The organism is Corynebacterium sp. LaCa117 (assembly GCF_046717765.1).
Classification (GTDB): domain Bacteria; phylum Actinomycetota; class Actinomycetes; order Mycobacteriales; family Mycobacteriaceae; genus Corynebacterium; species Corynebacterium kefirresidentii.
On record NZ_CP177102.1, the window covers coordinates 1,153,108 to 1,177,242 of the forward strand.

The 24,135-nt window shown below is 57.5% G+C and carries 24 protein-coding genes; 10 read left to right on the forward strand and 14 right to left on the reverse strand.

Annotation, left to right across the window (positions count from 1 at the left end; genetic code table 11):
* Nucleotides 1-2: 2 nt before the first annotated feature.
* The 8 genes from ACLI1L_RS05730 to ACLI1L_RS05765 form a co-directional block, all read right to left on the reverse strand.
* On the reverse strand, nt 3-680 hold the full coding sequence (locus tag ACLI1L_RS05730; protein ID WP_023021391.1) for a metal-dependent transcriptional regulator: 678 nt from the start codon (nt 678-680) through the stop codon (nt 3-5).
* A gap of 223 nt (nt 681-903) precedes the next feature.
* Nucleotides 904-1,917, reverse strand: coding sequence for a sigma-70 family RNA polymerase sigma factor (locus tag ACLI1L_RS05735; RefSeq protein WP_049361229.1), 1,014 nt, complete (start codon nt 1,915-1,917; stop codon nt 904-906).
* 181 nt (nt 1,918-2,098) lie between these two features.
* Nucleotides 2,099-2,890, reverse strand: a complete 792-nt coding sequence (locus tag ACLI1L_RS05740) for a transcriptional regulator (RefSeq protein WP_023021393.1) — start codon at nt 2,888-2,890, stop codon at nt 2,099-2,101.
* 146 nt (nt 2,891-3,036) lie between these two features.
* Nucleotides 3,037-4,410, reverse strand: coding sequence for an L-serine ammonia-lyase (locus ACLI1L_RS05745; protein WP_411708277.1), 1,374 nt, complete (start codon nt 4,408-4,410; stop codon nt 3,037-3,039).
* A gap of 46 nt (nt 4,411-4,456) precedes the next feature.
* Nucleotides 4,457-5,845 carry an HAAAP family serine/threonine permease gene (locus tag ACLI1L_RS05750; protein WP_411708278.1) on the reverse strand — a complete coding sequence of 463 codons (1,389 nt, stop codon included), beginning with the start codon at nt 5,843-5,845 and terminating at the stop codon, nt 4,457-4,459.
* A gap of 356 nt (nt 5,846-6,201) precedes the next feature.
* A complete protein-coding gene (gene dtd / locus ACLI1L_RS05755; protein WP_411708279.1) occupies nt 6,202-6,645 on the reverse strand; it encodes a D-aminoacyl-tRNA deacylase in 444 nt (147 codons plus the stop codon).
* Between the two features lie 43 nt (nt 6,646-6,688).
* Nucleotides 6,689-8,260: a methyltransferase gene (locus ACLI1L_RS05760; protein WP_411708280.1), complete on the reverse strand. Its 1,572-nt coding sequence runs from the start codon at nt 8,258-8,260 to the stop codon at nt 6,689-6,691.
* A gap of 15 nt (nt 8,261-8,275) precedes the next feature.
* Nucleotides 8,276-8,650, reverse strand: coding sequence for a DUF3099 domain-containing protein (locus tag ACLI1L_RS05765; RefSeq protein WP_394286395.1), 375 nt, complete (start codon nt 8,648-8,650; stop codon nt 8,276-8,278).
* A gap of 104 nt (nt 8,651-8,754) precedes the next feature.
* Between ACLI1L_RS05765 and ACLI1L_RS05770 the strand changes: the two genes are divergently transcribed.
* Together ACLI1L_RS05770 and ACLI1L_RS05775 are read left to right on the forward strand one after the other, a co-directional pair.
* Nucleotides 8,755-9,039 carry a DUF3039 domain-containing protein gene (locus ACLI1L_RS05770; RefSeq protein ID WP_049361236.1) on the forward strand — a complete coding sequence of 95 codons (285 nt, stop codon included), beginning with the start codon at nt 8,755-8,757 and terminating at the stop codon, nt 9,037-9,039.
* A complete protein-coding gene (locus ACLI1L_RS05775; protein WP_086587549.1) occupies nt 9,036-10,802 on the forward strand; it encodes a DEAD/DEAH box helicase in 1,767 nt (588 codons plus the stop codon). Before ACLI1L_RS05770 ends, ACLI1L_RS05775 begins: the two co-directional genes overlap by 4 nt.
* An 82-nt stretch (nt 10,803-10,884) precedes the next feature.
* Here the strand turns inward: ACLI1L_RS05775 and ACLI1L_RS05780 are convergent, their stop codons facing one another.
* Nucleotides 10,885-12,363, reverse strand: a complete 1,479-nt coding sequence (locus ACLI1L_RS05780; RefSeq protein WP_316328364.1) for an RNA polymerase sigma factor — start codon at nt 12,361-12,363, stop codon at nt 10,885-10,887.
* Between the two features lie 200 nt (nt 12,364-12,563).
* Complete coding sequence (gene ppgK / locus ACLI1L_RS05785; protein WP_411708281.1) at nt 12,564-13,322, reverse strand: polyphosphate--glucose phosphotransferase; 759 nt, start codon at nt 13,320-13,322, stop codon at nt 12,564-12,566.
* On the opposite strand from ppgK, the gene ACLI1L_RS05790 reads away from it, so the two are divergent.
* Nucleotides 13,321-14,208 carry an inositol monophosphatase family protein gene (locus tag ACLI1L_RS05790; protein WP_411708282.1) on the forward strand — a complete coding sequence of 296 codons (888 nt, stop codon included), beginning with the start codon at nt 13,321-13,323 and terminating at the stop codon, nt 14,206-14,208. The genes ppgK and ACLI1L_RS05790 overlap by 2 nt on opposite strands.
* Nucleotides 14,209-14,320: 112 nt before the next feature.
* Complete coding sequence (locus ACLI1L_RS05795; protein ID WP_023021404.1) at nt 14,321-14,611, forward strand: DUF4193 domain-containing protein; 291 nt, start codon at nt 14,321-14,323, stop codon at nt 14,609-14,611.
* A 123-nt stretch (nt 14,612-14,734) separates the two neighbouring features.
* Here ACLI1L_RS05795 and ACLI1L_RS05800 read toward each other — a convergent pair whose 3' ends face one another.
* Nucleotides 14,735-15,271 carry a DUF3093 domain-containing protein gene (locus ACLI1L_RS05800; RefSeq protein WP_411708283.1) on the reverse strand — a complete coding sequence of 179 codons (537 nt, stop codon included), beginning with the start codon at nt 15,269-15,271 and terminating at the stop codon, nt 14,735-14,737.
* Nucleotides 15,272-15,335: 64 nt separating this feature from the next.
* Between ACLI1L_RS05800 and dut the strand changes: the two genes are divergently transcribed.
* From dut to dxs, 5 genes are all read left to right on the forward strand, one after another.
* Entirely contained in the window at nt 15,336-15,809 is a 474-nt protein-coding gene (gene dut, locus ACLI1L_RS05805) for a dUTP diphosphatase (RefSeq protein ID WP_086587552.1), read from the forward strand.
* Nucleotides 15,810-15,857: 48 nt separating this feature from the next.
* The gene (locus tag ACLI1L_RS05810; RefSeq protein WP_411708284.1) at nt 15,858-16,805 is read left to right on the forward strand and encodes a DUF3710 domain-containing protein; all 948 of its coding nucleotides are present in this window, start codon (nt 15,858-15,860) and stop codon (nt 16,803-16,805) included.
* Between the two features lie 17 nt (nt 16,806-16,822).
* Complete coding sequence (locus ACLI1L_RS05815) at nt 16,823-17,551, forward strand: DUF3159 domain-containing protein (RefSeq protein ID WP_086587554.1); 729 nt, start codon at nt 16,823-16,825, stop codon at nt 17,549-17,551.
* Complete coding sequence (locus ACLI1L_RS05820; RefSeq protein WP_411708285.1) at nt 17,544-18,767, forward strand: class I SAM-dependent RNA methyltransferase; 1,224 nt, start codon at nt 17,544-17,546, stop codon at nt 18,765-18,767. Before ACLI1L_RS05815 ends, ACLI1L_RS05820 begins: the two co-directional genes overlap by 8 nt.
* 128 nt (nt 18,768-18,895) lie before the next feature.
* The gene (gene dxs, locus ACLI1L_RS05825) at nt 18,896-20,821 is read left to right on the forward strand and encodes a 1-deoxy-D-xylulose-5-phosphate synthase (RefSeq protein ID WP_411708286.1); all 1,926 of its coding nucleotides are present in this window, start codon (nt 18,896-18,898) and stop codon (nt 20,819-20,821) included.
* Nucleotides 20,822-20,842: 21 nt separating this feature from the next.
* Here dxs and ACLI1L_RS05830 read toward each other — a convergent pair whose 3' ends face one another.
* Nucleotides 20,843-22,087, reverse strand: coding sequence for an HRDC domain-containing protein (locus ACLI1L_RS05830; RefSeq protein WP_411708287.1), 1,245 nt, complete (start codon nt 22,085-22,087; stop codon nt 20,843-20,845).
* Between the two features lies 1 nt (nt 22,088).
* Nucleotides 22,089-22,682 (reverse strand): DUF3000 domain-containing protein, encoded by a 594-nt coding sequence (locus ACLI1L_RS05835; RefSeq protein WP_394286495.1) that lies wholly within the window; start codon nt 22,680-22,682, stop codon nt 22,089-22,091.
* A 213-nt stretch (nt 22,683-22,895) separates the two neighbouring features.
* Here ACLI1L_RS05835 and hemQ point away from each other — a divergent pair, with 213 nt between their 5' ends.
* A complete protein-coding gene (hemQ, locus tag ACLI1L_RS05840) occupies nt 22,896-23,597 on the forward strand; it encodes a hydrogen peroxide-dependent heme synthase (protein WP_049361267.1) in 702 nt (233 codons plus the stop codon).
* A gap of 107 nt (nt 23,598-23,704) precedes the next feature.
* Here the strand turns inward: hemQ and msrB are convergent, their stop codons facing one another.
* On the reverse strand, nt 23,705-24,127 hold the full coding sequence (msrB, locus tag ACLI1L_RS05845; protein WP_023021414.1) for a peptide-methionine (R)-S-oxide reductase MsrB: 423 nt from the start codon (nt 24,125-24,127) through the stop codon (nt 23,705-23,707).
* Nucleotides 24,128-24,135 lie beyond the last annotated feature (8 nt).

Genomic DNA, 24,135 nt, shown 5'->3' on the forward strand with positions numbered 1-24,135 from the left:
GGTTATACCTCCACGCGCACTGCGTGCGCCAAGTCGTCGGAAAGCACGACGCTGCCGCCATCCGGTGTCGACAACGTAATCGTGCCGCTGTTATTGACTACCGATACCTTTGCTCCCACGCGGATTCCGGCAGCGGTGAGTTCCTGGAAGGTGCCATCATCAACCTGCAAAATCTCATTGACCTGGATGACGGTGGCGGAAACCTCCTCACCATTGGGGAGATCGACTGCGCGGGTGCCCTGGTCCGGCTGCGGAGCATCGAAGCCCAGTGCAGACAGCGCCGGGATAGGGTTGCCAAATGGTGACCGGGTTGGATCATCGAGAACCGCGACCATGCGCTTTTCTACTTCTTCGCTCATCACATGCTCCCAACGGCAGGCCTCGTCGTGAACTTTTGCGATGTCGAGCCCGAGGACGTCGGTAAGCAAACGCTCTGCCAAACGGTGCTTGCGCATGACTGCGGTAGCCAGGTCGCGGCCCTTGTCCGTGAGATCCAAACTGCGGTCGGTACGCACGTGCAAAAGTCCGTCGCGTTCCATGCGAGCTACAGTTTGAGAAACCGTAGGCCCAGACTGCTCCAAACGCTCCGCGATGCGGGCGCGAAGGGGAGTAATACCTTCTTCCTCTAGCTCGTAGATGGTGCGTAGATACATCTCCGTTGTATCAACTAGGTCCCTCACGTGGGCATACCTTTCTGTGTGAATACAGTTTCGCGGCTAATCTCCCGACCAAGGACGGGAAAGCGCTTTCTAGACTCTGCAGTCCAGATTAGCCTACCTAAGCCCTTGCTCGCCGCGTCGAACTAAGCAGCTGCCTTTCTAACGCCAAACCCCGAGCCCGTGGCAGTATTGTGCCGCATGGACTCGGGGAGGGGGACTGGGCGCGGAGCGCTGCCAGCCCAGATTAAAGAGCGTACTCGCGCAGGCGATCGGCGCGGTTGCCATCGCGCAGCTTTGCCATAACTTCGCGCTCAATTTGGCGTACACGTTCGCGCGAAAGACCGAAGCGGCGACCAATCTGATCCAAGGTGCGCGGAACACCATCATCGAGGCCGTAGCGCAGACGAATTACGTCCTGCTCGCGCTTTTCCAAGGTGTCAATCACTCCGCGAATATCGGAATGGCGCATGGAGGCTACGACCGCGGTTTCTGCATCGGTAGCTTCGGCGTCTTCAATGAAGTCACCCAAAGGAGCTTCTTCATCGGTACCTACCGGCATATCGAGAGAGACTGGGTCGCGCGACTGGCGCAGCAGCATCTCAATCTTGTTTTCATCGATGCCTGATTCCTCCGAAAGCTCTTCATTGGTAGCTTCACGGCCCAGGGATTGATACATCTCGCGCTTAATGCGGGACAGCTTGTTGACCTGTTCTACCAAGTGGACTGGGAGGCGAATGGTGCGAGACTGGTCAGCCATGCCGCGGGTAATTGCCTGGCGGATCCACCACGTAGCATAGGTGGAGAATTTAAAGCCCTTGGCGTAATCGAACTTTTCCATCGCGCGGATGAGGCCGAGGTTTCCCTCTTGGATTAGATCCAGCAATGGCATACCGCGGCCGGTGTAGCGCTTTGCCAGCGAGACCACGAGGCGCAGGTTGGCTTCAAGCAGGTGTGAGCGTGCCTTTTTGCCTTCGCGGGCGAGGATTTTAAGATCACGCTTTTCTGCACGGGTGAGCTTTTCAGCGTTATTGAGCTTGTACTCCGCGTACAGTCCAACTTCGATGGCCTGAGCGAGTTCTACCTCATCTTCCGCGCTGAGCAGTGCGGTCTTGCCAATGCCGTTGAGATAAACACGAACGAGGTCGGCAGAGGGGTTGTCGTTGGTTTGGTTGCGGCGAGATCCGCGATCTACTTCCTGTTCTTCATTAGTAGTGGCAGCTGAAGTGCCCTTGGCGGTGGTGGCAGATGTCTTCGTCATAGTGAAGCCTCCTGAATTTGTCGCCGGTTTCACAAAGTACAACGGAGTCTTTAGAGATTTAGTTCCCAATGTGGAAAGAATTGATAAAACGCGGCGTTCCCCGTGGTACGACTCCACCTTTTCGGGGGAGATGTGCCACGGAGAACGCCGCGCTCTGCGATGGGGCAAGTACGTAGAAGTACTATCCGCGTACCTGTACGAGATAGCGGTAGATGGTGGGTTCGGAAACACCTAGCCGCTCTGCTGCTGCGGCAATTCCTCCCTTAAGAAGGAAGAATCCCGCATCCTCCAAATCTGAGACCACCTCGAGGCGCTCCTCGCGCTGCATGCGAGGGGCAGGGGTGTTTTGGTTAGAAATGGCGGAATCCAACATCGAGTCCAGAAGGTGTTCCACGTTGGAACGCAAAGACTCGCTGACTCCTTCCTTATCCGCTTCTTCCTCTACCGGTTCCTTATCTGGAACTGGGTCTGGTACTGCAACGGGGCGGTTGGGTAACTCAGTTTCACCTGGGTAGCCGCCGAAAGCTTTTGACTTATCGAATGCGGGATCATCGGCCTTGCCGATGAGTGCTGCGGCCGCATCGCGAATGTGTACCAATTCGGATACATCAACATTGATGCACAGCATGCCGCGCATATGCCCGGAGTCGTCTCGGATGAAGTAGCTAGAGGAGCGGCAAATCTTGCCTTCCGCATTGACGGCGCGGTAGCCGGTCATCATGGGGATTGCTGCGGCATCGCCCTGTTTCATAAACCATAGAGCGAAGTCGGTCACCGGGCCGCCAAGTTGCCGGCCGGAGATGTGCCCATTGGCGATGGCCATGATGGATTTATCGGGAACGTCGAGATCGTGGAGCACGATTTCGGTGTTGGGGCCCATTGCCTTACCGAGGAATTCGACGAGGGGAATATACTGCTCGAGGAAGTTTTCTTCGGAGGCACTGCCGCTAGGAAAATTCATTAGCTGAAGCATGTCCTTTAATTCCTGTCAGGTTATAGCGAAGGTACCACACGGAAGCGACTCGGTGGAAGAAAGGGAATAGTCCGAAGAAAGCCGGGTGAACACTAGCGGCTTAGCGCTGTGCTCACCCGGCTCATCGCTTCATTACAGGGTGGTCTTTATCCACACACCGGGACTGGTGGGTGAACTGCTAGGGCCAGACCACCTTGTGAGGTCTCCCTGTACTTGGCATTCATATCCTTACCAGTCTTGTACATGGTCCAGATGACTTCGTCCAAAGAAACACACGGCTTGCTCTCACGCTCTAGCGCCATGCGAGCACTGGTGATGGAGTCGACCGCAGCAACGGCGTTACGCTCAATGCAGGGTACCTGAACCTGTCCGAGGACTGGGTCACAGGTCAAGCCAAGCTTGTGTTCCATGCCAATCTCAGCTGCGATGCATACCTGCTCTGGGGTAGCGCCCATGAGCTGGGCGAGTCCGCCGGCAGCCATGGAGCACGCCACACCAACTTCACCCTGGCAGCCGACCTCAGCGCCAGAGATGGAAGCGTTCATCTTGTACAGGGAAGCAATCTGGTTGCAGGCGAAGATGTAGTCAGCGAACATCTCCGTGGTAACTGGCTCGACAAACTTGTCGTAGTAAGCTAGGACTGCGGGGACGACACCACAGGCGCCGTTCGTAGGAGCGGTAACAACGCGGCCGCAGGCTGCATTCTCTTCGGAGATAGCCAGTGCAAACATGTTTACCCAGCTGAGGATGTTCAAACCATCATGCGGTTCGGACTGCTCAAGACGACGCTTAAGGGCAGCCGCGCGACGCGGAACGAGCAGGGAACCAGGCAGCGGACCATCGGTGGAGGAACCACGCTTGATGCCGGTGTACATGACATCGCGAACCTTGCGCAGGTGCTCATTGACCTCATCTTCAGAGCGCAGTGCCAATTCGTTGGCCAAGCCCAGCTCGGGGAGGGTCATATCGTTCTTTTCGCACAGTTCGAGCATTTCTGCAGCGCTGGCATATGGGAAGGGGATATCAACCTTGACGTCCTGCCGCTTTGCAAAGTCTTCCTGCTTGACGATGAAACCGCCGCCGACCGAGTAGTAGGTCTTGTGCAGGATGTTTTCTTCGCCGGCGAAGGCGATAAGACACATACCATTTTCGTGCATCGGGAGGTATTCGTCGTGGAAGAAGAAGCCGCCGTCCTTGGGGAATTCTACCTCGTGGGTGCCGCCCAGCATGAGCTTCTCGCTGCTGCGGACGTTCTTCATGAATTCGGAGATGCCGTCGATATCAACGGTCTCTGGCTCTTCACCGGCCAAGCCGAGGAGGATGGCCTTGTCGGTGGAGTGGCCGATACCCGTGAGGGAGAGGGAACCGTAGACATTTGCCTGCACTCGAGTGACCTTGTCAAAGAGGTGCTTTTCCTTGAGCTCGTCTACGAAAGCCTTGCCGGCCTTCATTGGCCCTAGGGTGTGTGAGCTTGAGGGGCCGATACCAATCTTGAACATATCGAAGATGCTGATGAACATTGTTCTTTCCTTGAATCCTCTGCGAATTTCTCGTCTACGGCGGTGCTTAGAAGGCGTGGACGATGGAGTAGATGATGGTTGCTAGGGCGACGAGGCCCATGAAGAAGACGAAGTAGTTGGAAGCCTTGCCCTTGTAGCGCTGGAGAGCAGGAACCTTGTGGATAGCGACCATCGGGATGATGAAGAGCATGATGGCAATCGTTGGACCACACAGGGTTTCAATCATGCCCAGGATGGACGGGTCAGCCCAAGCGACGAGCCAAGCGGTAACCAGCATGAAGATGAGGGTGATGGTGTCGAGCTTGTGAGCAGACTGTGCGTCATCCTTGCTTGCGTTCTTGCTGCCCTTGACGATGAGGCCTTCGAAGCCTTCGGCTGCGCCGAGGTAGTGGCCAAGGAAGGACTTAGCTACTGCAATCATGGCGATGATGGGCGCAATCCACTGGATAAGTGGGGTATCGAAGTGGTTGGCCAGGTAGGACAAGATGGTGATGTTTTGTTCCTTTGCCTCTGCCATATCAGCCGGGGAGAGGCTCAAGGCGCAAGAGAAGACGAAGAACATAACCACGACGACCATGAGGATCTCAGCGCGGAGCAGGGTCTTGCGGGACTTGGCTTCTGCGAACTTGCCGTAGGTCTGGCGGCGGTCAACGGCGAAGGAAGAAATCATCGGGGAGTGGTTGAAGGAGAAGACCATAACCGGAACCAAGAGCATCAGGGTAACGCCCATGCCGTGACCAGAAGCTTCGCGAGCAACGTTTAGGTCAAAGGAATCGAAGAGTGCGGTGTTCCACTTCGGGATGAGGTAAAGGGAAAGGAGAACCAGGATGCCGATGAACGGGTATACCAGGTAGGACATGACGTGAACTACGACGTCCTTGCCCATGCGGACAATCAAGATGAGTCCACCAACAAGCAAGAGAGAGGTTAGCCAGCGGTGCGGCGGGGTAACGCCGAGCTGGTGCTCCAGGAAGGAGTTGACCGTGTTGGTGATGGTGACTGAGTAAACCAGCAGGATGGGGTAGACCGACAGGAAGTACAGGATGTTCATGAGAACACCGGCCTTCTTGCCAAAGTGCTCTTCGACGACGTCCGTGAGGTCACCGTCTGGCTTGGAGCTGGACAGTACCAAGCGGGTCATTCCGCGGTGAGCCCAGTAGGTCATAGGCAGTGCTACGACCGTCATGATGAGCAGCGGGATGATACCGCCGATACCGGCGTTGATGGGGAGGAAGAGGACGCCTGCGCCGATGGCGGTGCCGAACAGGGAGAGCATCCATACGGTGTCTTCCTTATTCCACTTCGGTGCGCCCTTCTGGCCATCGAAGGGGGTGTCAATGCCAGGAGCCGGTGCGGCTGCCTTGGGGGTTTCGGGCATTTCTGCCCTGTTTTCTGGGTGCTGGGCTGAATTGCGCCGCTTGAGTGAGTGGGACATTTTCTTTCCTACATCTAGTTGGTCGGCCGAAGCGTTTGGGCTTCTGCAACCGTGACTGAGAAAAAGATTCTCATTCGACTTTGCGTTAGTAGGACCTTGAGAAAAGTTCTCTCATCCTGCTTGTCCAGCCCTTTTGCTTCGCTGTGCCTTCAGTATAGAACAGAGACTTGCAGGATGATAATAAATTATTGCACTACAAGTAGGGCATTTATCACTCTCGAAAAATTTGCAATCTGCCGTTCTTTATGGCTTGTTCCATATAATTTCACCGAGAGTGGCACCAGTCACAAATGCTCTGATAAAAGTCCTGCTTAATACGTTTTTAGGATCGTTGGGGTGGGAGAAGGGCGCGCAAATTACGTCTCAACTAAAACGGTGAAAGGGCCTTCATTTACAGAGGAGACGCGCATTTTAGCCCCGAATTGGCCTGTTTCTACTGACACGCCGCGTTCCATGAGGTGGTTGATAATCGTTGAAATAACCGGCTCAGCTTCCGGACCTGGCGCGGCATCCGCCCATGAAGGGCGTCGCCCCTTGGCAGTGCGACCATACAAGGTAAATTGGCTCACTATTAGTACCGGAGCTGCGGCATCGATCACCGAGACCTCGCCGTCAAGAATGCGCAGTTCTGCAATTTTGCGCGCCATTTTCTCTGCCCGAGGCTGCCAATCATCCATATCCTCGCGCGAGACACCGACGAGCGCGAGAAGACCGCCGGTATCGGGACAATCAATGGCCCCGACGGTCTCTCCATCGACGGTTACTGTGGCCTCTGAAACTTGAGTCAAAACTGCGCGCACCGCTTACTTCTCCTTATCTATCCAGTGGGTTGAAAATGCGGTATCAGCTAAGGTCCGTTGAACCGGTGTCCAAGAGGAGATCTGCTGGGATAAGCAGACCGTGGCGGACCATATCGATGACTGCAGGCAGGGCAGCGGCGGTGAGTTCTTCCTCATCGAATCCGTGCGCCGCCGCATACAGCCCAATTGTCTCTTCTAGGTTCAGCCCCTGTGGGTTGAGACCAGCGACAATCGCGGCAATGTGCTCATCTACCTCGTGGCTCCAACGCGGGCCGTCTGTGCGGGTTAAGCGCAAGGCGGCGCGGGTGAATCCCTGTCCCAAATCTTCATCTGGGGTGCTGATATCTTCGCGTGCCAAGCCGGGCCTTACTTGGAAGTGCTTTCCCTGCAGTTCTCCCGGCACAAGATCGCGCAGCCACGCCACACGGGCAAAGTATTCTTCCACTTCGGGGCCAAGCGGATCGCTGAAGGCCTGCGGCATCTCTTCGGCCAAGATATCTGCAGGCTCATCGTCACCGATGCGTTGAATAGCTACGAAACCAAAACCAATGCCGTTTACTTCGTGTTCCTGGAAATGTTCGAGCCAGGCGCGAGAGCGCTCTTGCCCCTCAGGCGAGCGAATATCGAGGGATTCATCTTCGAGCCAGGTCGACACATAAAGTGCGGGATCGGCAACGTCGCGCTGAATGATCCAGGCGGCGATCCCCTTATCCGGCAACCAGGAAGCAACGCGTTGCTGCCATGTTTCGCCACTGGTGTGTACCCACGCAGCCAGAAGGTGAGCGGTTCCGCCGGGCGTCAGGTGATCGGTGGCTTGAGAGACAACCAATTCACTGGCTCCGTCGAGGTTTAATCCGGAATCGCGGTAGACGTGGCCCACTTCGGGAAGGCCTACAACAAAAGGCGGGTTAGCCACTAGACGGTCAAAGCGGCGACCAGCTACGGGCTCAAACCATGACCCAGGGAGCAATTCCACTTTGTCGCCCTCACCAGCGGCCGCGATGGTGGCCGCAGCCAAATCCAAGGCACGTTCATGCACATCGGTCGCGGTGATTTTTTCTGCGCATTCGATTTGCCCCAGCAATTGGACACCCGAGCCGGTGCCCAGATCGAGAACGCTGCCGACTGGGCTTACTGGCGTGGACTGCAGCAAAGAGAGACTCGCCGCGCCTACTCCCAGCACATGGTCAGGGCCGGGTACGTGATCCACGAGGGAGGCATCGACGTCGGAGAAGATGAGCCGGTTAGCGCCCACGATGGTGTGGGGGCGGATGTCGAGGGCAATGTAGGCCATGCCGTGGGCGTCGGCAAGCGCAACGTTGGCATCCAGTAACTGGGTAGCCAGGCGCGCTCCTACGGCCTCACCCAAAAGCGTGGCAGGCAGGTGCTCGTGCAGGAGGAAAAAGCGGATCAACAAGTCCATCTGAGATTCGCTGTGCGCGGCTAGCGAAACAGGTGCCGGCTCGCCGCGGAATAGGGCTTCAGTAACCTCCGGCCCTAGGTACCCGGCCACGCCATCGGTGGTAAAGCCTGCGGCGGTAAAGACGTCCGCAAGTTCAGGGGCCAACGTGGCCAGTGCCGCAGCATCGAAATCGGGTCCAAAAGTAGTCGTCATGTGGGCAGGATTCCTTTACTCTTCTTCGTGGTCGATGATGTCGTGTTTAGCCTCAATCGGCCGCGCCGTGCCGCTGGAGACCTGTGGTGCGTGTGTCTGGCCATAAAGCTGCCGATTTATGGCTGGCTTGTACACATTCTTTTCGCGCTTATCCTTCTTTTCTCCTCGGCCGTTCCCAATTACCACCGCGATCCACGGGAGGGGAAAAGTCACGCCCACAACGACTGCGGCTAGCAGCCACCAATGCATATAGAGGAAAAGGCCGGCGATGAGCAAGGAAGGCACGCGCAAGAACTGAAAGATTCCGTACCGAATTTCGCGGCGCTTGCGGTCCTGGCCAGGCGTGAGCTTGGCATCTGTGATGAGGTAGCGCTCTTTTTTGCCAAACAACCTAAACTCGGCTCCCCTCGCGCGCGGTAGTCATCCCTCGATATGGGGAAAGAGGCGCAGTGGCTGGCGTGCATGAGGTGTCCATGTTCTCCAAGGGTAGACGCATGACTCGCAAAGTTCGATGCCGATGCGGCAAAATAGAGGGCGTGACTACGACTACGAAGACAATTGAACGGCCAGATATTCGTGAAGATACTTCGACGACGGATAATGACACGCCGAAGTTCTTCCATTACGTCAAAAAGGATCACATCCTCGATTCCGCGGTCAACGGGAAGTATGTCGTTGCCCTATGCGGCGAGACCTTCCCGGTGACCAAGCAGGCAAAGCCGGGTTCTCCGGTATGCCCCGATTGTGAGCGTGTGTATAAGGGTCTGCGCCGCAAGTGAGGACTTTTAAAAAGACTAACCTTCGCGCCTGGCAGCAATCCGCCCTTGATAAATTCCTCGCCACTAAGCCGCAGGATTTTATGGCGGTGGCGACTCCGGGCGCCGGCAAAACTACTTTCGCGCTGCGCATCGCAACCGAGCTCATGGAAGACCGCACGGTCGAGCGCGTTATCGTGGTGGTGCCTACCGAACACCTCAAGACCCAGTGGTCCAGCGCTGCCGCGCGAGTAGGTTTGGCGTTGGATCCTGCGTTTAGCAATTCCTCTGCTGTCAATCCCTCGATGGATGGCATTGTGGTGACCTATGCGCAAGTAGGAATGCACCCCTTCAAGCACCGCGCGGTGGCCTCAGCCCGGCGCACTTTGGTGATCCTGGATGAGATTCACCACGCCGGTGATGCCAAGAGCTGGGGTGATGGTGTCAAGGAGGCCTACGATGACGTTAACCATCGCTTGGCGCTGACGGGTACGCCGTTTCGTTCCGATGACTCGCCCATCCCCTTTGTTCAGTATGTAGACGATGGGGAGGGACACAAGGTCTCTCGCTCGGACCATACCTATGGCTATGGCGATGCGCTTGCCGACGGCGTCGTGCGCCCCGTTGTCTTCCTCTCTTACTCCGGCGAGGCCCGCTGGCGGGATTCGGCTGGCGAGGAACATGCCGCGCGCTTGGGTGACATTATGAATGCGGAGCAAACCGCCCGTGCGTGGCGCACCGCGTTGGACCCCAAGGGCGAATGGATCCCTGCAGTGCTGCAGGCAGCGCATACCCGGCTCATGCAAATGCGGCGCAATATGCCGGATGCCGGTGGCCTCGTGTTGGCATCGGATACGACGACCGCACGCGCGTACGCCAAGATCCTCAAACAGCTGTCCAATACTCCGGTGTCGGTGATTTTGTCTGATGATCCCGGCTCCTCTGATCGCATTCAGGAGTTTTCTGAGTCCACCGATGAGTGGATGGTGGCTGTGCGCATGGTGTCCGAGGGAGTGGACGTCCCGCGCCTAGCAGTGGGCGTGTATGCGACATCCGCATCGACCCCACTATTTTTCGCCCAGGCCATTGGCCGTTTCGTGCGCTCGCGCATGCCGGGTGAGACGGCGTCCGTTTTCCTTCCCTCGGTGCCTGTTTTGCTGGGCTTGGCCGAAAATATGGAAAAGTCCCGCGATCACGTTTTGGGTGAGGAAAAGCCGGACAAGGAGGGCTGGGACGATGAGCTGCTAGAGCAAGCGAATCAGAAGAAGACCGAACCGGACATGCTGGAGAAGTCTTATGAGTCGCTTGGTGCCGAGGCAGAGTTCTCGGGCCTGCTTTATAACGGTTCTCAGTTCAACACTGGGGACATGACCACGGATGAAGAAGCCGATTTCCTTGGTATTCCTGGGTTGCTCGATGCGGACCAAGTCAAGGATCTGCTGCGCAAGAAGCAATCTGAGGAAATGGACCGCCGCGAGGCGGAGGAAAAGGCGCGGCGCGCGGCTGAGGCCGAGGAGGCTCACCGTCGCAAGCTCTATGGCATGGACTATGCCCCTGCCTCGCGGAAGAAGGCTGTGGAAGCTGAGTCAAGCGATACCGGAGTCGTCGATGAGCTAGGCCAGCTGCGCAAGGAGCTCAACACGGTGGTTTCTATCGCTGCCCAGCGCTCTGGCCGCCCGCACGGTGCGATTCACACCGAGGTCCGCAAGGCCTGCGGTGGACCGCCCACCGCGCTGTGCAACGCTGAGCAGCTACGCGAGCGCATCGAATACCTGCGCAAGTGGTAGTTTGGCCACAATCGCCTGAGGGCAGCTACGCAAAAGCCCGCACCAGAAAGGTGCGGGCTTTGTTCTCGTCCACGTAGAACGATTAGTCGAGATAATCGCGCAATACCTGGGAGCGAGAGGGGTGGCGCAGCTTCGACATGGTCTTGGATTCGATCTGGCGAATACGCTCGCGGGTAACGCCGTAGACTTGGCCGATTTCGTCTAAAGTGCGCGGCATGCCATCGGTCAAGCCGAAGCGCAGGCGCACCACGCCGGCTTCGCGCTCGGAGAGGGTGGTCAGCACGTCTTGGAGCTGATCCTGCAGCAAAGTGAAGGAGACAGCGTCGACCGCAATAACGGCTTCGGAGTCCTCGATGAAGTCACCCAACTGGGAGTCGCCTTCGTCGCCAATGGTCTGATCCAAAGAAATGGGCTCGCGGGCGTACTGCTGGATTTCGAGCACCTTTTCCTCAGTGATATCCATCTCCTTTGCCAGCTCCTGCGGGGTAGGCTCGCGGCCCAAGTCCTGCAGCAACTCGCGCTGGATACGGCCCAGCTTGTTGATGACTTCCACCATGTGGACCGGGATGCGGATGGTACGGGCCTGATCAGCCATGGCGCGGGTAATAGCCTGGCGGATCCACCACGTGGCGTAAGTAGAGAACTTATAGCCCTTGGTGTAGTCGAACTTCTCCACAGCGCGGATAAGTCCCAAGTTGCCTTCTTGGATGAGGTCCAAGAAAGCCATGCCGCGGCCGGTGTAGCGCTTTGCCAAGGAAACCACCAGACGCAGGTTCGCCTCCAACAGGTGGTTTTTGGCCTTGCGGCCATCGCGAGCGATGCTGCGCAGGTCGCGCTTTTCCATGGGGGAGAGCTTAGCGGCCTTATCGCCTTCGGCGCGGGCCTTTTCCATCTCATCCATGCGGTGCTGTGCGTAAAGACCAGCCTCGATACGCTTGGCCAAGGAAACCTCTTGCTCGGCGTTGAGCAGGGCCACCTTACCAATCTGCTTGAGGTAGGCACGAACGGAGTCAGCAGAGGCAGTCAGCTGCGCATCCTTGCGTGCCTGGCGTAGTGCAGCGGATTCTTCCTCGTCCCAGACGGAGGAGGAGTCCTCTTCTTCGTCATCGTCCTCATCGTCTTCGTCCAAGTCCTCTTCGAGGTCATCGTCCTCGAGGTCTTCACCGCCTGCGAAGTCGTCGTCTTCCTCGATGTCCGCATTGGTGGGATCGAAGTCGACGTCTTCGTCGTGCTCGTCCTCGTCGAGCTCTTCTTCTACCTCCGGCTGTGCTTGCTTTTCGGACTCAGCGGGGGATTCCTGCTTCTTCGCCGCGGACTTGCGGACCGTCTTCTTCGTGGCCTTCTTAGCAGACTTTTTAGTGGTCTTCTTGGCCGACTTCTTAGCGGTCTTTTTCGCAGTCTTTTTGGCTGTTTTCTTAGCGGTCTTCTTGGCCGTCTTTTTAGCCGTCTTCTTCGCGGTTTTCTTTGCCGTCTTCTTGGCGGTCTTCTTTGCAGGAGTAGATGCCCCGGCGGCGTTTTCGCCCTCGCCGAGTGCCTGGTCTGAAGATTCAGTGGCTGCCACGTACGCCCTTTCGACTTACTTCTTGATTAAAACAGCTCAGTGCGCCCTAGCTGGGCGCTCGTCCATCACTGTGATGTTAACGCGTTGTGGCCTTATGCAGGCCAGACACGCCTTAGAGCTATTTAACTTAGGATCGACCGCCCAGTATAGAGGATCTTTCTCCTCTGCCGGTGGATAGGGTCACCAGCAGTGCATAAATTTTATGGTTTCAAGCCCTCTACCGCCGCCATTGCGGCACCAACAATCCCTGCACGATTGCGCAATTGTGCAGGCATGACGGGGGTGGCAATGTCAAGGTGCGGGCCCCACTTTTCAAACTTGCGCGAGATACCACCCCCAATGAGGAAAGCCTGCGGGTTAAAAAGCTTTTCATACTCCGCAAGGACCTTATTTAACCGCTTAGCCCAGTGCTTGTACTTGAGCCCTTCGCGGTCCTTGACGGCCGACGATGCAATCTTTTCGGCTTCATCATCACCCACCAGCATGTGCCCTAGCTCGGTATTGGGGAAGAGCTGACCATTCAAGAAGAAGGCCGAACCGATGCCGGTGCCCAAAGTCAAAAAGATTACGGAACCCTGCTTGGCGATGTCCTCTCCGTAGGCAACCTCGGCTAGTCCCGCCGCGTCGGCGTCGTTAAGCACAGCAAAATCCGCATCCAAGTAATCAGCGAATAGCTCTGTCGCATTAATGCCAATCCACTCCTTGGAAATATTCGCTGCCGTTTCTACCTCTTGGTTGCGGACAACGGAAGGCAGGGTAATGCCTACTGGGTCTTCCCACTGCTTTTCCTGGATGATTTGGGCTACCACCTTGGCAACATCGTGCGGAGTCGATGGCTGCGGCGTGGCGATTTTCATACGCTCGCCCACGAATTCGCCGGTGGCAAGGTCCACCTCTGCGCCCTTAATGCCCGAACCGCCGACATCGACGCCAAAAGAATGTCCAGAAAGAGAAGTCATGCCCGACAGTGTAGAAGAAGGCACAATAGTTGGCATGACTGAGCACATCGATTTTCTCCAGTTGCGGGATTTTGCCGTCTTTACCGCCACGCGAGCGGCCGAACTAGTTGCCGCCCGGCGCGCAGAGCTTGTCGCCGGTGACGGCATCGCGGCACATACCAGCACCAAGTCCAGTGATGTGGATCCGGTAACTGAGGTCGACACCGCCACAGAGGAATTCATTGCCACCACCATTCGTACCCAACGCCCAGGGGATGGAATCTTTGGGGAAGAAGGCGCCAATGTGGAATCCACCAGCGGTGTTACCTGGATAGTGGATCCGATTGATGGCACCGTAAATTTCCTCTATGGGGTGCCGGATTTTGCAGTTTCTATCGGTGCGGAATATCAGGGGCGCCTAGTAGCTGGCGCGGTGGTCAACGTGGCCCGCGGGCGCACTTATGCAGCCGCGGCCGGTCAGGGCGCCACGGTCACCGGCCCGGACGGGAAGGTACACCCATTGCAGTGCGCCCACACCAAAAATCCCGCGTTGGCATTGGTAGCCACTGGCTTCGGATACGATGCCCAACGGAGAGCAGCGCAAGCCGAGCTGCTCACCAAGCTCTTGCCCCAGGTACGAGATATTCGCCGCATCGGTGCTGCCGCGCTGGATTTATGCCGCGTAGCTGAGGGCACGGTTGATGCCTACTTTGAGCACGGCATCAATGCTTGGGATTTTGCCGCCGGGGCAATTATTGCCCGCGAAGCAGGCGCGGTGGTGCACCATCCAGGCTTTGAGAAGGGGTCCGCTCAGGGCGAACTTACCTGGGCCGCGGGGGCAGATTTGGCCCCCGCCTTTGAGGAACTTTTGGCAGCACACAACGCCACAGGCGCGTTGCGGGGGTAATAGTTTTCCACGCTGACGGTCGGTGAGATGACATCTAGCCATTTGTGCTTTACTATGCGCGATCGATAATTACCCATTCCTTAAAGCAATTTGACCATTAGGGGCGTGCATTATGGCCACCGATTATGACGCACCGCGCCGGCGCGCGGAAGATGAACTCGAAACTGACTCCCTAGAGGGGCTCAAAGCCGCTGAAAGCGACAACAACGGCATGGACGATGACGGAGAAATCGTCGAATCGTTCCAGCCGCCAACAGTTGACCTTACCGGTGAGGAGCTCAATGTTGAGGTAGTTCCCCGCCAAGAAGACGAGTTTACTTGCGGCTCTTGTTTCCTAGTGCAGTCCAATAAGCGCTATTCCCACGATGAGGATGGTCAGCCTATCTGTAAGGACTGTGCTTAAAGGAAAAATCGCAGCAGTAAAGAAACCCCGCACACGGCAACTTGCTTAAAGCCGAGTGCGGGGTTTGGTGTTGTGGCCGCCTCGAATCTGCCGGTTCGAGGATGCCTACAAAGTCTTTAAAATTTAGTGCTGTTCCGGCAGGAAGGCATGGAGTAAAGCTTCTGGGTCCTTCGAAGCGATGAGCCAATAAGGGGTATCGTCCTCAGGATCATTGAGTACCATCATGGCGTGCTCATCCACCCAAGCGTGGGAGACCAAGAACGCCGCGGGATCGAATTGCGGGCCTAGCGCATTACGCCGTGCAGATTTAGGAACCGTGATAGACCGCGAGACCACGTCGTTGGGTAGTTGGGCGTCTTTGACTGAGAGCCAACGCGTTCCGTCTGGGTCACGCTCTACCACGATGACCGTATTGGACCACGTAATAAGTACCCACACGGCGATGGAGCCAAGGAGTATTGCAGGAATTATGGTCCACCACATGGAGCGGTTTAGCCCGGCGGTAGCAGAAGTAAGTGCCACGATGCCGGCGGCAAAAAGCCAAAAGTACCAAGGCACCCATTGGCGTTCGCGGTAGAGCACCTGAGGGGCCATCGTGCCCTGCGCAGAAGCGGAGCTCGACGGTGCCGGAGTTGCGGAAGAAGCAGATGTATCAGACACGTCTAGCTAGTCTAGTCCACACGCACCGCAGAATGAACCTGCTAAGGCAGGTAGGATTGGCCAGGTGACTGACTCGTTTCCATATTCTCAGCCAGAAAGCCCTTTCGGCGATATTAAAGTCAAGCGTCTAGACAAGGAGCTTCCGCTGCCGAAACGCGCCCATCGCGGCGACGCTGGTGCGGACCTCTACGCAGCAGAAGCACTTACGTTGCAACCCGGCGAGCGCGCCCTTGTAGGCACCGGGATTGCAATTGCGCTGCCACTAGGAACAGTCGGTTTGATTCATCCACGGTCCGGGTTGGCTGCTAAACAAGGGCTTTCGGTAGTTAATACTCCGGGGACAGTGGATGCTGACTACCGCGGGGAAATCAAAGTCTGCCTTATCAACCACGACCGGCATACCCCTATCGAAATCGAACGCGGAATGCGTATCGCTCAGCTCGTGGTCCAGCGCGTTGAGCTAGTGGGATTTGCTGAGGTCGAAGAATTGGATGACACCGACCGGGGAGCCGGTGGCTATGGCTCTACCGGCGTGTAGCTAAAGCAATAGAGACTTAACGAAACTTCTAGAAAGGATGTAGCAACCATGGGAATCTGGCCCTTTGGCAAGAAGAACGAGGATGCGAAGAAGGAGCAGGCACAGCCTGCAGCAAAGGGTGAAAAGCCGGCGGGCCCCGAGTCCGTGGATAAAGGTGCCCAGGAATCATATGCTCCGGTAGAAGATACCGCAGCCGATGCTGCGGCAGCTTCTGGCAATGAACAACGCGAATTTGCCCATGACGCTATCAACGGTCAGACCGGCCCCTTTGATGGTGACTCCGTAGATATCGAAACTTTCGATTTCAGCGACTTTTCCATCGGCATTTTAGATTTGGGCTCTCTGCGCATCCCACTGCCAAAGGAATCCCAGGTACAAGTAGAAATGGGCGAGCAAGGCCCGCGGATGCTGCACATCGTAACCAAGGTGGGCCGAATTACCCCCGTAGCCTTTGCCGCCCCACGCAAGCCAGGCCAGTGGGCAGAATCCGTAGAGGAGATCAGGGAAGGCATGAGCCGCGATGGTCTCACCGTTACTACCGAGCCAGGCCCGTGGGGTGCTGAGGTCGTGGGTAAAAACGATAATGGCCAGGTTCGCGTCATCGGTGCAGATGGCCCACGGTGGATGCTGCGCATGACGCTGGCCGCACCGGCAGGAATGGAAGCTGACCTGGCAGAAATGACCCGCGAGATAGCCGCGCGCACCTTTGTCTACCGCGGAGAAGACCCCATCTTGGCCGGAAACGCTTTGCCAGTCATCATGCCCGAGCAGCTCGTAGAGCAAGTCAAGCAGGCCATGGACCAGCGCCAGCAGGAGCAGCAGGCAGCCGCTAATGCCCAGAACCACCCAGAAAACGGCGTAGGCGGTCCAGACCCTGCAGCAGAAGCAGAGGCGGAACAGCACTTGCGCGATTTGGGCGGCACCCCACAGGAGGGGGAGAATGGATCGTCCCCGCAGGACCCCGATGAGGGTTCTGCACCTACTTCCAAAGACTAGGCAAAGCAGTAAACCACGTGACACACTCTTCCTCGCCGCAGTCCTCCCAGGACGCAAAGAACCTTGACGCTAATGAGTCTCAAGCCGAACCCACCCTATTGGAACAAATGGGTGGGCTATCCGGGCTCGTTTCCGCTACCTTGCCGGTCATTGTGCTGATTCCAGTCAATAACTTTTTTGGGCTGGGCCCAGCCCTCGCAGCGGCGCTTGGTGTAGCCGTTGCTATCGCTATCTGGAGGGTGCTTCGCAAAGAGACCCTTCAGCCAGCCATATCGGGGCTTTTGGGCGTCGCTCTGTGTGCGGCAATCGCCTGGTTTACCGGTGATGCCAAAGGGTATTTCTTGTACGGTATCTGGATGTCGTTGGCGCTATGCATTGCCGCCGTACTCTCGATCCTATTCCGGTGGCCCGCGGTGGGCGTTATCTGGAAGGGGATTAACGGCGAGGAAATGCAGTGGCAGAAGATTACCCCAGCGCGCCGGGCCTATGCCATAGCCACCGGTGGGTGGGCGGTAATCTTTCTCGCCCGTTTTATTGTCCAGCGCGCCATCTATGATGCCGATGCAACTACAGCATTGGGAGTGACCAGAATCCTAATGGGATGGCCCCTGACCCTTCTGGTAACGGCGCTTACCGTGTGGATGGTGCGGCGCGCGGACACAGCTGTGGAGGAAGCTACAGGCGCGGGTGAGCGTACGCAGGCACAACCAGAACCACTACAAGAGGCCGAGGTAGAAAATGACTGAACCTACGATTAGCCGGGGCGATATTCTTGAGGTGAGAATTGACCGCATGGCACACGGCGGGGAAGGAATCGGCCAGGCGCCTGATGGGCGAGTGGTATTTGTTCCACGCGCATTTCCAGGAGACGTCGTTAAGGCTAAGGCCGGCCGAGTCAAGAAGTCGTTCATTAAGGCGGACCTGGACAGTGTAGTGACCCCGGGTGCGCTGCGCGTGCCATCGTCGTGCCCAGCTGCGGAACAAGGGGCAGGCTGCTGCGATTTTGCAGAGCTAGATCCTGCGGCCGAAACTGGGATTAAGGCAGAAATCTTAGCGGAGCAGCTGCGCCGCACTGGCGTTAAAACCCGGGAGGGCCTAGAAATTGAACAACACACCCTAGAGCCGGTGAGGGGCTGGCGCACTCGGGTTCGGTGGGGCGTCGACAAGCAAGGGCGTGCTGGAACCCGTGAGCGTCGGTCCAATGAGCTCGTTACGGCAGCCGCCTGTACGCAGCTGGCTCCGGGATTGGCAGACGGCCTCATCGGAGAAGGTGCACGTCGTTTTACCCCAGGTGCAGAGGTCATTGCTGTTGTCGATGGCACAGGAGACCGCCATGTAGTAGAAACCCGCAAAGCCCCGCGCGGACACCGCGTAGAGACCATCCGTGAGGTGGTGGAAGGCAGCGGCCAAGTGCAAGAACATGTGGGTAGTAGGACGTTTAGCTTCCCCGCCACTGCCTTTTGGCAAGCCCATAGTCAGGCGCCGGCGGCGTATACCCAACTGGTAACTGAGTGGCTCGGTCAACGTGAGTACCAGGAACGCGCCGCCTGGGATCTTTATGGCGGCGTTGGGCTTTTCGTTCCAGCACTGGCCGCAGCCGTGCAGGGCAAGGTCATTTCCGTGGATTATTCGCCAGCGGCAACGGCAGCGGAGCAGCCCTGCCTGGCGGACTGCGATGTGGAACTAAAATCCGCGAAGGTGGAGCAGGTTGCTGCGCAGTTACCTAAACCAGGCGCTGTAGTCCTCGATCCCCCACGCACCGGCGCAGGCAAAGACGTGATTCGTTCCGTGGCGGCCGCTGCACCCCAAGCGGTCGTGCACGTGGGATGTGACCCAGCCACCTTTGCTCGCGATCTGCATTACTGGGACGAGCACGGGTACGGGATTGAAAAAATGGCGCTCATTAACGCTTTTCCCGGAACGCATCACTTCGAAACGATTGCGCTCATTACCCCTGCCTAATGCGCCGCATAGGTGCCCAGGCGCGGCCGGGTACGGTGCCGCGCCCTAGCCGGAATATAATATTCACCGCCCGCCGCGGGTACGGTAGAAAAGAAGAACTAAGCACAGAAGGAGTTGAAGGCCGCTCCATGACTATCTTGGATACCATTAACTCGCCGCAGGATCTCAAGGCACTGTCCGCAGACAAGCTTGAGGAGCTTGCGGCAGAGATTCGGCAGCGTCTCATTGATAAGGTTTCCGTCACAGGCGGACATTTGGGTCCCAACTTGGGCGTGGTGGAACTGACCATAGCGTTGCACCGCGTATTTGATTCCCCGCGCGAGCCCATTATTTTTGATACCTCGCACCAGTCTTATGTGCATAAAATGCTTACCGGTCGCACCGATCAATTCGATACCTTGCGGCAAAAAGATGGTCTTTCGGGGTACACGGACCGCGGCGAGTCCGAGCATGACTGGACCGAGTCCTCGCACGCTTCGGCCTCGCTGTCTACGGTGGATGGCTTGTCAAAGGCCTTTAAAATCCGCGGCGATGGTCACCGCAACGTTATCGGCGTCGTTGGTGATGGCGCCCTGACCGGCGGTATGTGCTGGGAAGCACTCAACAATATCTCCGAGGACAAGGACCGCAATGCGGTGATTGTGGTCAATGACAATGGCCGCAGCTATTCGCCCACCATCGGCGGCCTCTCGGAAAATCTTGGTCGTATCCGCTCTCAGCACGGCTATGACGAACTTATGGAGCAGGGCAAGCGCCGCCTGAAACAAATGGGTTGGGTAGGCGAGCGGGCCTTCGATGCCCTGCATGCCATGAAAGAAGGCGTCAAGTCTACGGTCTTGCCAACTGAGATGTTCCCGGAACTGGGCATGAAGTACATCGGCCCCATTAACGGGCACGATATCGATAGCTTGGTGCATGCCCTGACCTATGCCCGCGATTATGACGGCCCCATCATTGTGCATGTGGTTACTGAAAAGGGCCATGGGTTTGCCCCAGCCGTCAATGAGCCAAAGGATCAGATGCACTCAACCGGTGCTATTGATCCGGTCACCGGTGTGGCAAAGGGAACCAAGCAGCCTGGCTGGACCGCAGCTTTTTCAGAAGAGCTTGTAGCCGCTGCTGAAAAACGCGAAGACATTGTGGCCATTACCGCTGCCATGGCAGGGCCGACTGGGCTCACGCCGTTCCAAGAGCGCTTTCCTGAACGCTTCTTTGACGTGGGAATCGCAGAGCAGCACGCGATGACCTCCGCCTCTGGTCTTGCGCTCGGGGGTATGCACCCGGTCGTGGCGGTATATTCCACCTTTTTAAATCGAGCCGTGGACCAGGTCATTATGGATATTGCGCTGCTGAAGCTGCCAGTAACCATCGTGCTCGACCGGTCCGGGGTTACCGGTTCCGATGGCGCATCGCACAATGGTGTGTGGGATATGGCGCTGATGAGCATCGTACCGGGCATACACATTGCCGCCCCGCGCGATGGCGCGCGCCTGCGGGAGCTCTTCCGGGAGTCGCTAGAAATCGAATCCGGCCCCTCCGTAGTTCGTTTCCCTAAAGGCAACCTGCTGCCGGATATGGATGCGGTAGAAACCTTGGGGGATGGCGTCGACATCCTCCACTACGGCGAAGCCGACGCTGGCGAGGACACCCCAGAGGTGCTTATCGTCTCTATCGGTGCCATGTCCGCGCGCAGCATTGAGGCAGCGAAGCTGCTCGGAGAGCAGGGCGTTAACGTAACCGTCGTTGACCCGCGTTGGGTTGCGCCGGTTCCAAGTTCTATTGTGGCACTCGCCGCTGACCACGATCTGGTGATTACGGCAGAAGACGGCCTTATCCGCGGCGGTATTGGCTCCATGATTTCGGAAGCCCTCAGCGCAGCCGAGGTAAATACCCCTGTGCGCCGACTTGGCGTTCCGGGATACTTCCCTAAGCACGGCTCGCGCGGCGAGGTCCTAGAGGAATTCGGGCTCACCCCTGAACTTATGGCGGCCTCGATTAGCGAGTGGGTAGAAAACCTCACTGCTGATGCCAATGAGCTGGGAAATGAAGGCTAGGCCTGTCCTGATAAATATCTTCTAGAAAAGACCGTCCACGATAAGCGGGGCGGTCAATTCTATTTGCCATTCGCGCGCGCCTTCCGCGCGGAGAAACGCAGCGACGTCGTCTCGCTGGCGGATGGAACCGGCAACAGAATCAGGTCCGCGGTGGCGTTTATCAGCACGTACCCCTACCTTCGCCCATACTGCGGCGCGCACGGTGGCGGGGCGGATAATAAGCTCGGAGGACATTCCAAGATCATCGCCTAGTTCCGCGATGTCGGCGCGAATAGTTTGATATATCTCCCAGAGATCAGGGTAGTCCTTGGTCCAGATGGTCTTGGAAGGGACCGGATGCGGGGTACGGTGCACGCGAGGCCGCTGGTGCGGGGGAATGGCGCGCGCCTGGTTTAGCACCGCCATCCAGCGGGCGGTGGCCCCCTTGCGCCGGCGGGGAAAACCCTTGATGCGGGCCAAGTCGCTGCCAGAGGTTGGGAGAGCGCGCGCAATTTCTACCAGCGTCTTATTCGCTAAAACCCGGCCGGGTGCAGTATCGGTGCGCCGAGCTATTGCGTCCCGTTTGAGCCATAGCGCACGAGCGGCGGCAAGCTGGCTGCCGTTGCGCAGGTTGGAGACTCCCTTTAGGTCGCGCCAAGTAGGTGGCTGCGGGTGAGTATCACCGGCATGCTCGCGGACAATGGAGGAAAATTCCTCTAGCGCCCAATCCATTTTGTCTTGTTCGGCCAAGATATCGCGTAGTGAATCGGCCAGCTCGAGGAGCAGCTCCACATCTAGTGCGGCATAGGCCTTGAGCTCCTCGCTGAGCTGCGGGGTTGACCAGTCAGCGTCGCCGTAGCCTTTTTCTAATTCGATATCAAAAAGCTCTGCAACCATTGTGCCCAGATTCGGGCGGTCGAAACCAGCGAGCCGCGCCGCTAGCTCGGTATCAAAGATGGAGCCGGGGAATAGCCCAAGCCACCCTAGGCAGGGCAAATCCGAATGCGCGGCATGAATTATCCATTCTGCCCCGTTGAGTACTGGGGCGAGGGCAGCGGTGAGCTCCGCGCGATGGCCTTCAGGGGCAAAAAGCATGGTGCCTGCGCCGTGGCGGCGAATTTGTACTACGAAGGCGCGGTCATCGTAGCGATAACCAGAGGCGCGTTCAGTATCGATGGCAAACGGGCCCGTACCTGCGGCTAGGCGTGCTGCGGCAGCGGTGAATTCATCCCGGGTAGCAAGGACCGCCGGGATGCCCTCTATCGGCCGGCTGCGCAATTCTGGCATTCTAGTGGCCGAGCTTGGTAACGCCCTCAGGAGGGAGGCCGGCAACGTTAGCCAATACCTTTGCAAAAGCCTGCACGTGAGGCGCCAGATCGAGGCCTTCAGCGGTCCACGAAGCACGCATTTCGAGTTGATAGGCGCGCGGTGGGCCACCAATCTCCCCAAATCGAACGGACGCGGTAGAGGTGACGGTGCCACCCAAGTTGGTGTGGTCGGCGCCTTCCTCTTCTAGGCCTTCATTGAGCCACTGCCAAGCCACATCGGGCAAGAGCGGATCTCCTGCTACGGCATCATCCATATCGGCCTGAATATACGCCACAAGGCGCATAGCGCCCTCCCAGGCTTCCTCAGCACCCGGATCGTGGAGCAAAATAAGGCGGCCAAATGCATCGCCTTCCGCATCAGTAGGCACGATGTCTGGGTTTTCTTCGCCTCCCACCTCGAGGCCGATAGCGTGGCTAAACGGCGCAAGGCGCTGCGGTGGGCGAATGGAGCCCAGGGTTATCTCGGGGCGCAGGTCGGCCGCGTGCATTGACTCCACTGCTTGGGTGAATGCGGCGGGGGTAGCTGGTTCGTGGCTTTCCGCTTGCCTGTGCAAAGGAGTAGGGGCGGAAGCCTCGGCGCTGCGTGGGGTGGTCGATTCGGAATTGCTCACGACGTTCAAGCTATAGTTTCGCAGCCTCTAGCTGGGGGAGGCGCGCCGATGTGCGAGCGTGTCGGCATCCCCGCGGTGGGGGAAGTGACAAGGTTTCATATCCAACTTATGATGGATATGTCCGATTACCCAGAGGCTTTGGCAAAGGAGAACGCAATGGCGAAGCTTGACTACAAGGAACTCAATGCGGTTCAGCAATATTCCCAGCACGCAGTTTTTAAGGTTATCCCGGGGGCACTCGGCACCGAGCGAGCGGAAATCATCGCCCAAGCGCAGAAGTTCTTCGCCGACGTTGAGCAGGCTGGAAAGGTGACCGTGCGCGGAATCTATGACTTGACGGCCATGCGCGATTCTGCTGATTTCATGATCTGGTGGCACGCCGAGGAGTTCTCTGACCTGCAGAAGGTCTTTGGGGATTTCCGCCGCGAGACCACCTTGGGCCAGGTTAGCGAAGTGACCTGGGTAGGCAACGCTTTGCACCGTCCAGCGGAGTTTAATAAGTCGCACCTGCCGTCTTTCATCATGGGCGAGGAGCCAAAGGAGTGGATCTCGGTCTATCCCTTCGTGCGCTCCTATGACTGGTACACCATGGACGAGGAAAAGCGCCGCCGTATCCTTATGGAACACGGCATGCAAGCGCGTGATTATCCTGATGTGCGAGCTAATACCGTACCGGCTTTTGCGTTGGGTGACTACGAGTGGATTCTGGCCTTTGAGGCGGATGAGCTCCACCGTATCGTCGACCTGATGTACCTGATGCGCTATACCGAAGCCCGTCACCACGTGCGCGAGGAAATTCCTTTCCACACCGGCCGTCGCGTCAAGGACGTAGCAGAACTCATCGCAGTACTGCCCTAAAGGAAACGCCGCCTAGCAGAAGCACTGCTTGGCGACGTCCCGGGCTGCGCCCCTTCACTAGCCTCTCAGCTAGGCTGCTGACGGGGCGTAAGTTGTGTCGGGGCCCTTTAAGCGGTGCCACCTTCTACCGGCTTTTCCTCCAGGTCAAGGCAAATGGAGTTAATGCAATAGCGAAGGTCAGTAGGGGTGTCGTAGCCCTCGCCCTCAAAGACGTGGCCTAGGTGCGATTCGCAGTTGGCACACAAGACCTCTACTCGGCGCATGCCTAGCGAGTTGTCTTCTCGCTCGATGATCTTGTCTCCGGCAAGCGGGGAGAAGAAAGACGGCCAGCCACAATGGGACTCAAACTTTTCCGTGGAACGGAAAAGCTCCGCTCCACACGCGCGGCAAGAATAGACACCCTCGGTAGTGGTATTGGTGTACTCGCCTACATGGGGCGGCTCCGTACCTGCCTCACGCAGAACGTAGTATTCCTCGGGGCTTAAGCGCTGGCGCCATTCGGTATCAGCAATGAGCTTGAAATCGGTCATGGGCCGAG

Bases quoted from the DNA above. Each gene is read 5' to 3' on its own strand.
- ACLI1L_RS05735 (WP_049361229.1), bottom strand. From the start codon at position 1,917: ATGACGAAGACATCTGCCACCACCGCCAAGGGCACTTCAGCTGCCACT.
- ACLI1L_RS05740 (WP_023021393.1), bottom strand. From the start codon at position 2,890: ATGCTTCAGCTAATGAATTTTCCTAGCGGCAGTGCCTCCGAAGAAAAC.
- ACLI1L_RS05745 (WP_411708277.1), bottom strand. From the start codon at position 4,410: ATGTTCATCAGCATCTTCGATATGTTCAAGATTGGTATCGGCCCCTCA.
- ACLI1L_RS05750 (WP_411708278.1), bottom strand. From the start codon at position 5,845: ATGTCCCACTCACTCAAGCGGCGCAATTCAGCCCAGCACCCAGAAAAC.
- ACLI1L_RS05760 (WP_411708280.1), bottom strand. From the start codon at position 8,260: ATGACGACTACTTTTGGACCCGATTTCGATGCTGCGGCACTGGCCACG.
- ACLI1L_RS05770 (WP_049361236.1), top strand. From the start codon at position 8,755: ATGACTCGCAAAGTTCGATGCCGATGCGGCAAAATAGAGGGCGTGACT.
- ACLI1L_RS05790 (WP_411708282.1), top strand. From the start codon at position 13,321: ATGCCCGACAGTGTAGAAGAAGGCACAATAGTTGGCATGACTGAGCAC.
- ppgK (WP_411708281.1), bottom strand. From the start codon at position 13,322: ATGACTTCTCTTTCTGGACATTCTTTTGGCGTCGATGTCGGCGGTTCG.
- ACLI1L_RS05795 (WP_023021404.1), top strand. From the start codon at position 14,321: ATGGCCACCGATTATGACGCACCGCGCCGGCGCGCGGAAGATGAACTC.
- ACLI1L_RS05810 (WP_411708284.1), top strand. From the start codon at position 15,858: ATGGGAATCTGGCCCTTTGGCAAGAAGAACGAGGATGCGAAGAAGGAG.
- ACLI1L_RS05820 (WP_411708285.1), top strand. From the start codon at position 17,544: ATGACTGAACCTACGATTAGCCGGGGCGATATTCTTGAGGTGAGAATT.
- dxs (WP_411708286.1), top strand. From the start codon at position 18,896: ATGACTATCTTGGATACCATTAACTCGCCGCAGGATCTCAAGGCACTG.
- ACLI1L_RS05830 (WP_411708287.1), bottom strand. From the start codon at position 22,087: ATGCCAGAATTGCGCAGCCGGCCGATAGAGGGCATCCCGGCGGTCCTT.
- hemQ (WP_049361267.1), top strand. From the start codon at position 22,896: ATGGCGAAGCTTGACTACAAGGAACTCAATGCGGTTCAGCAATATTCC.
- msrB (WP_023021414.1), bottom strand. From the start codon at position 24,127: ATGACCGATTTCAAGCTCATTGCTGATACCGAATGGCGCCAGCGCTTA.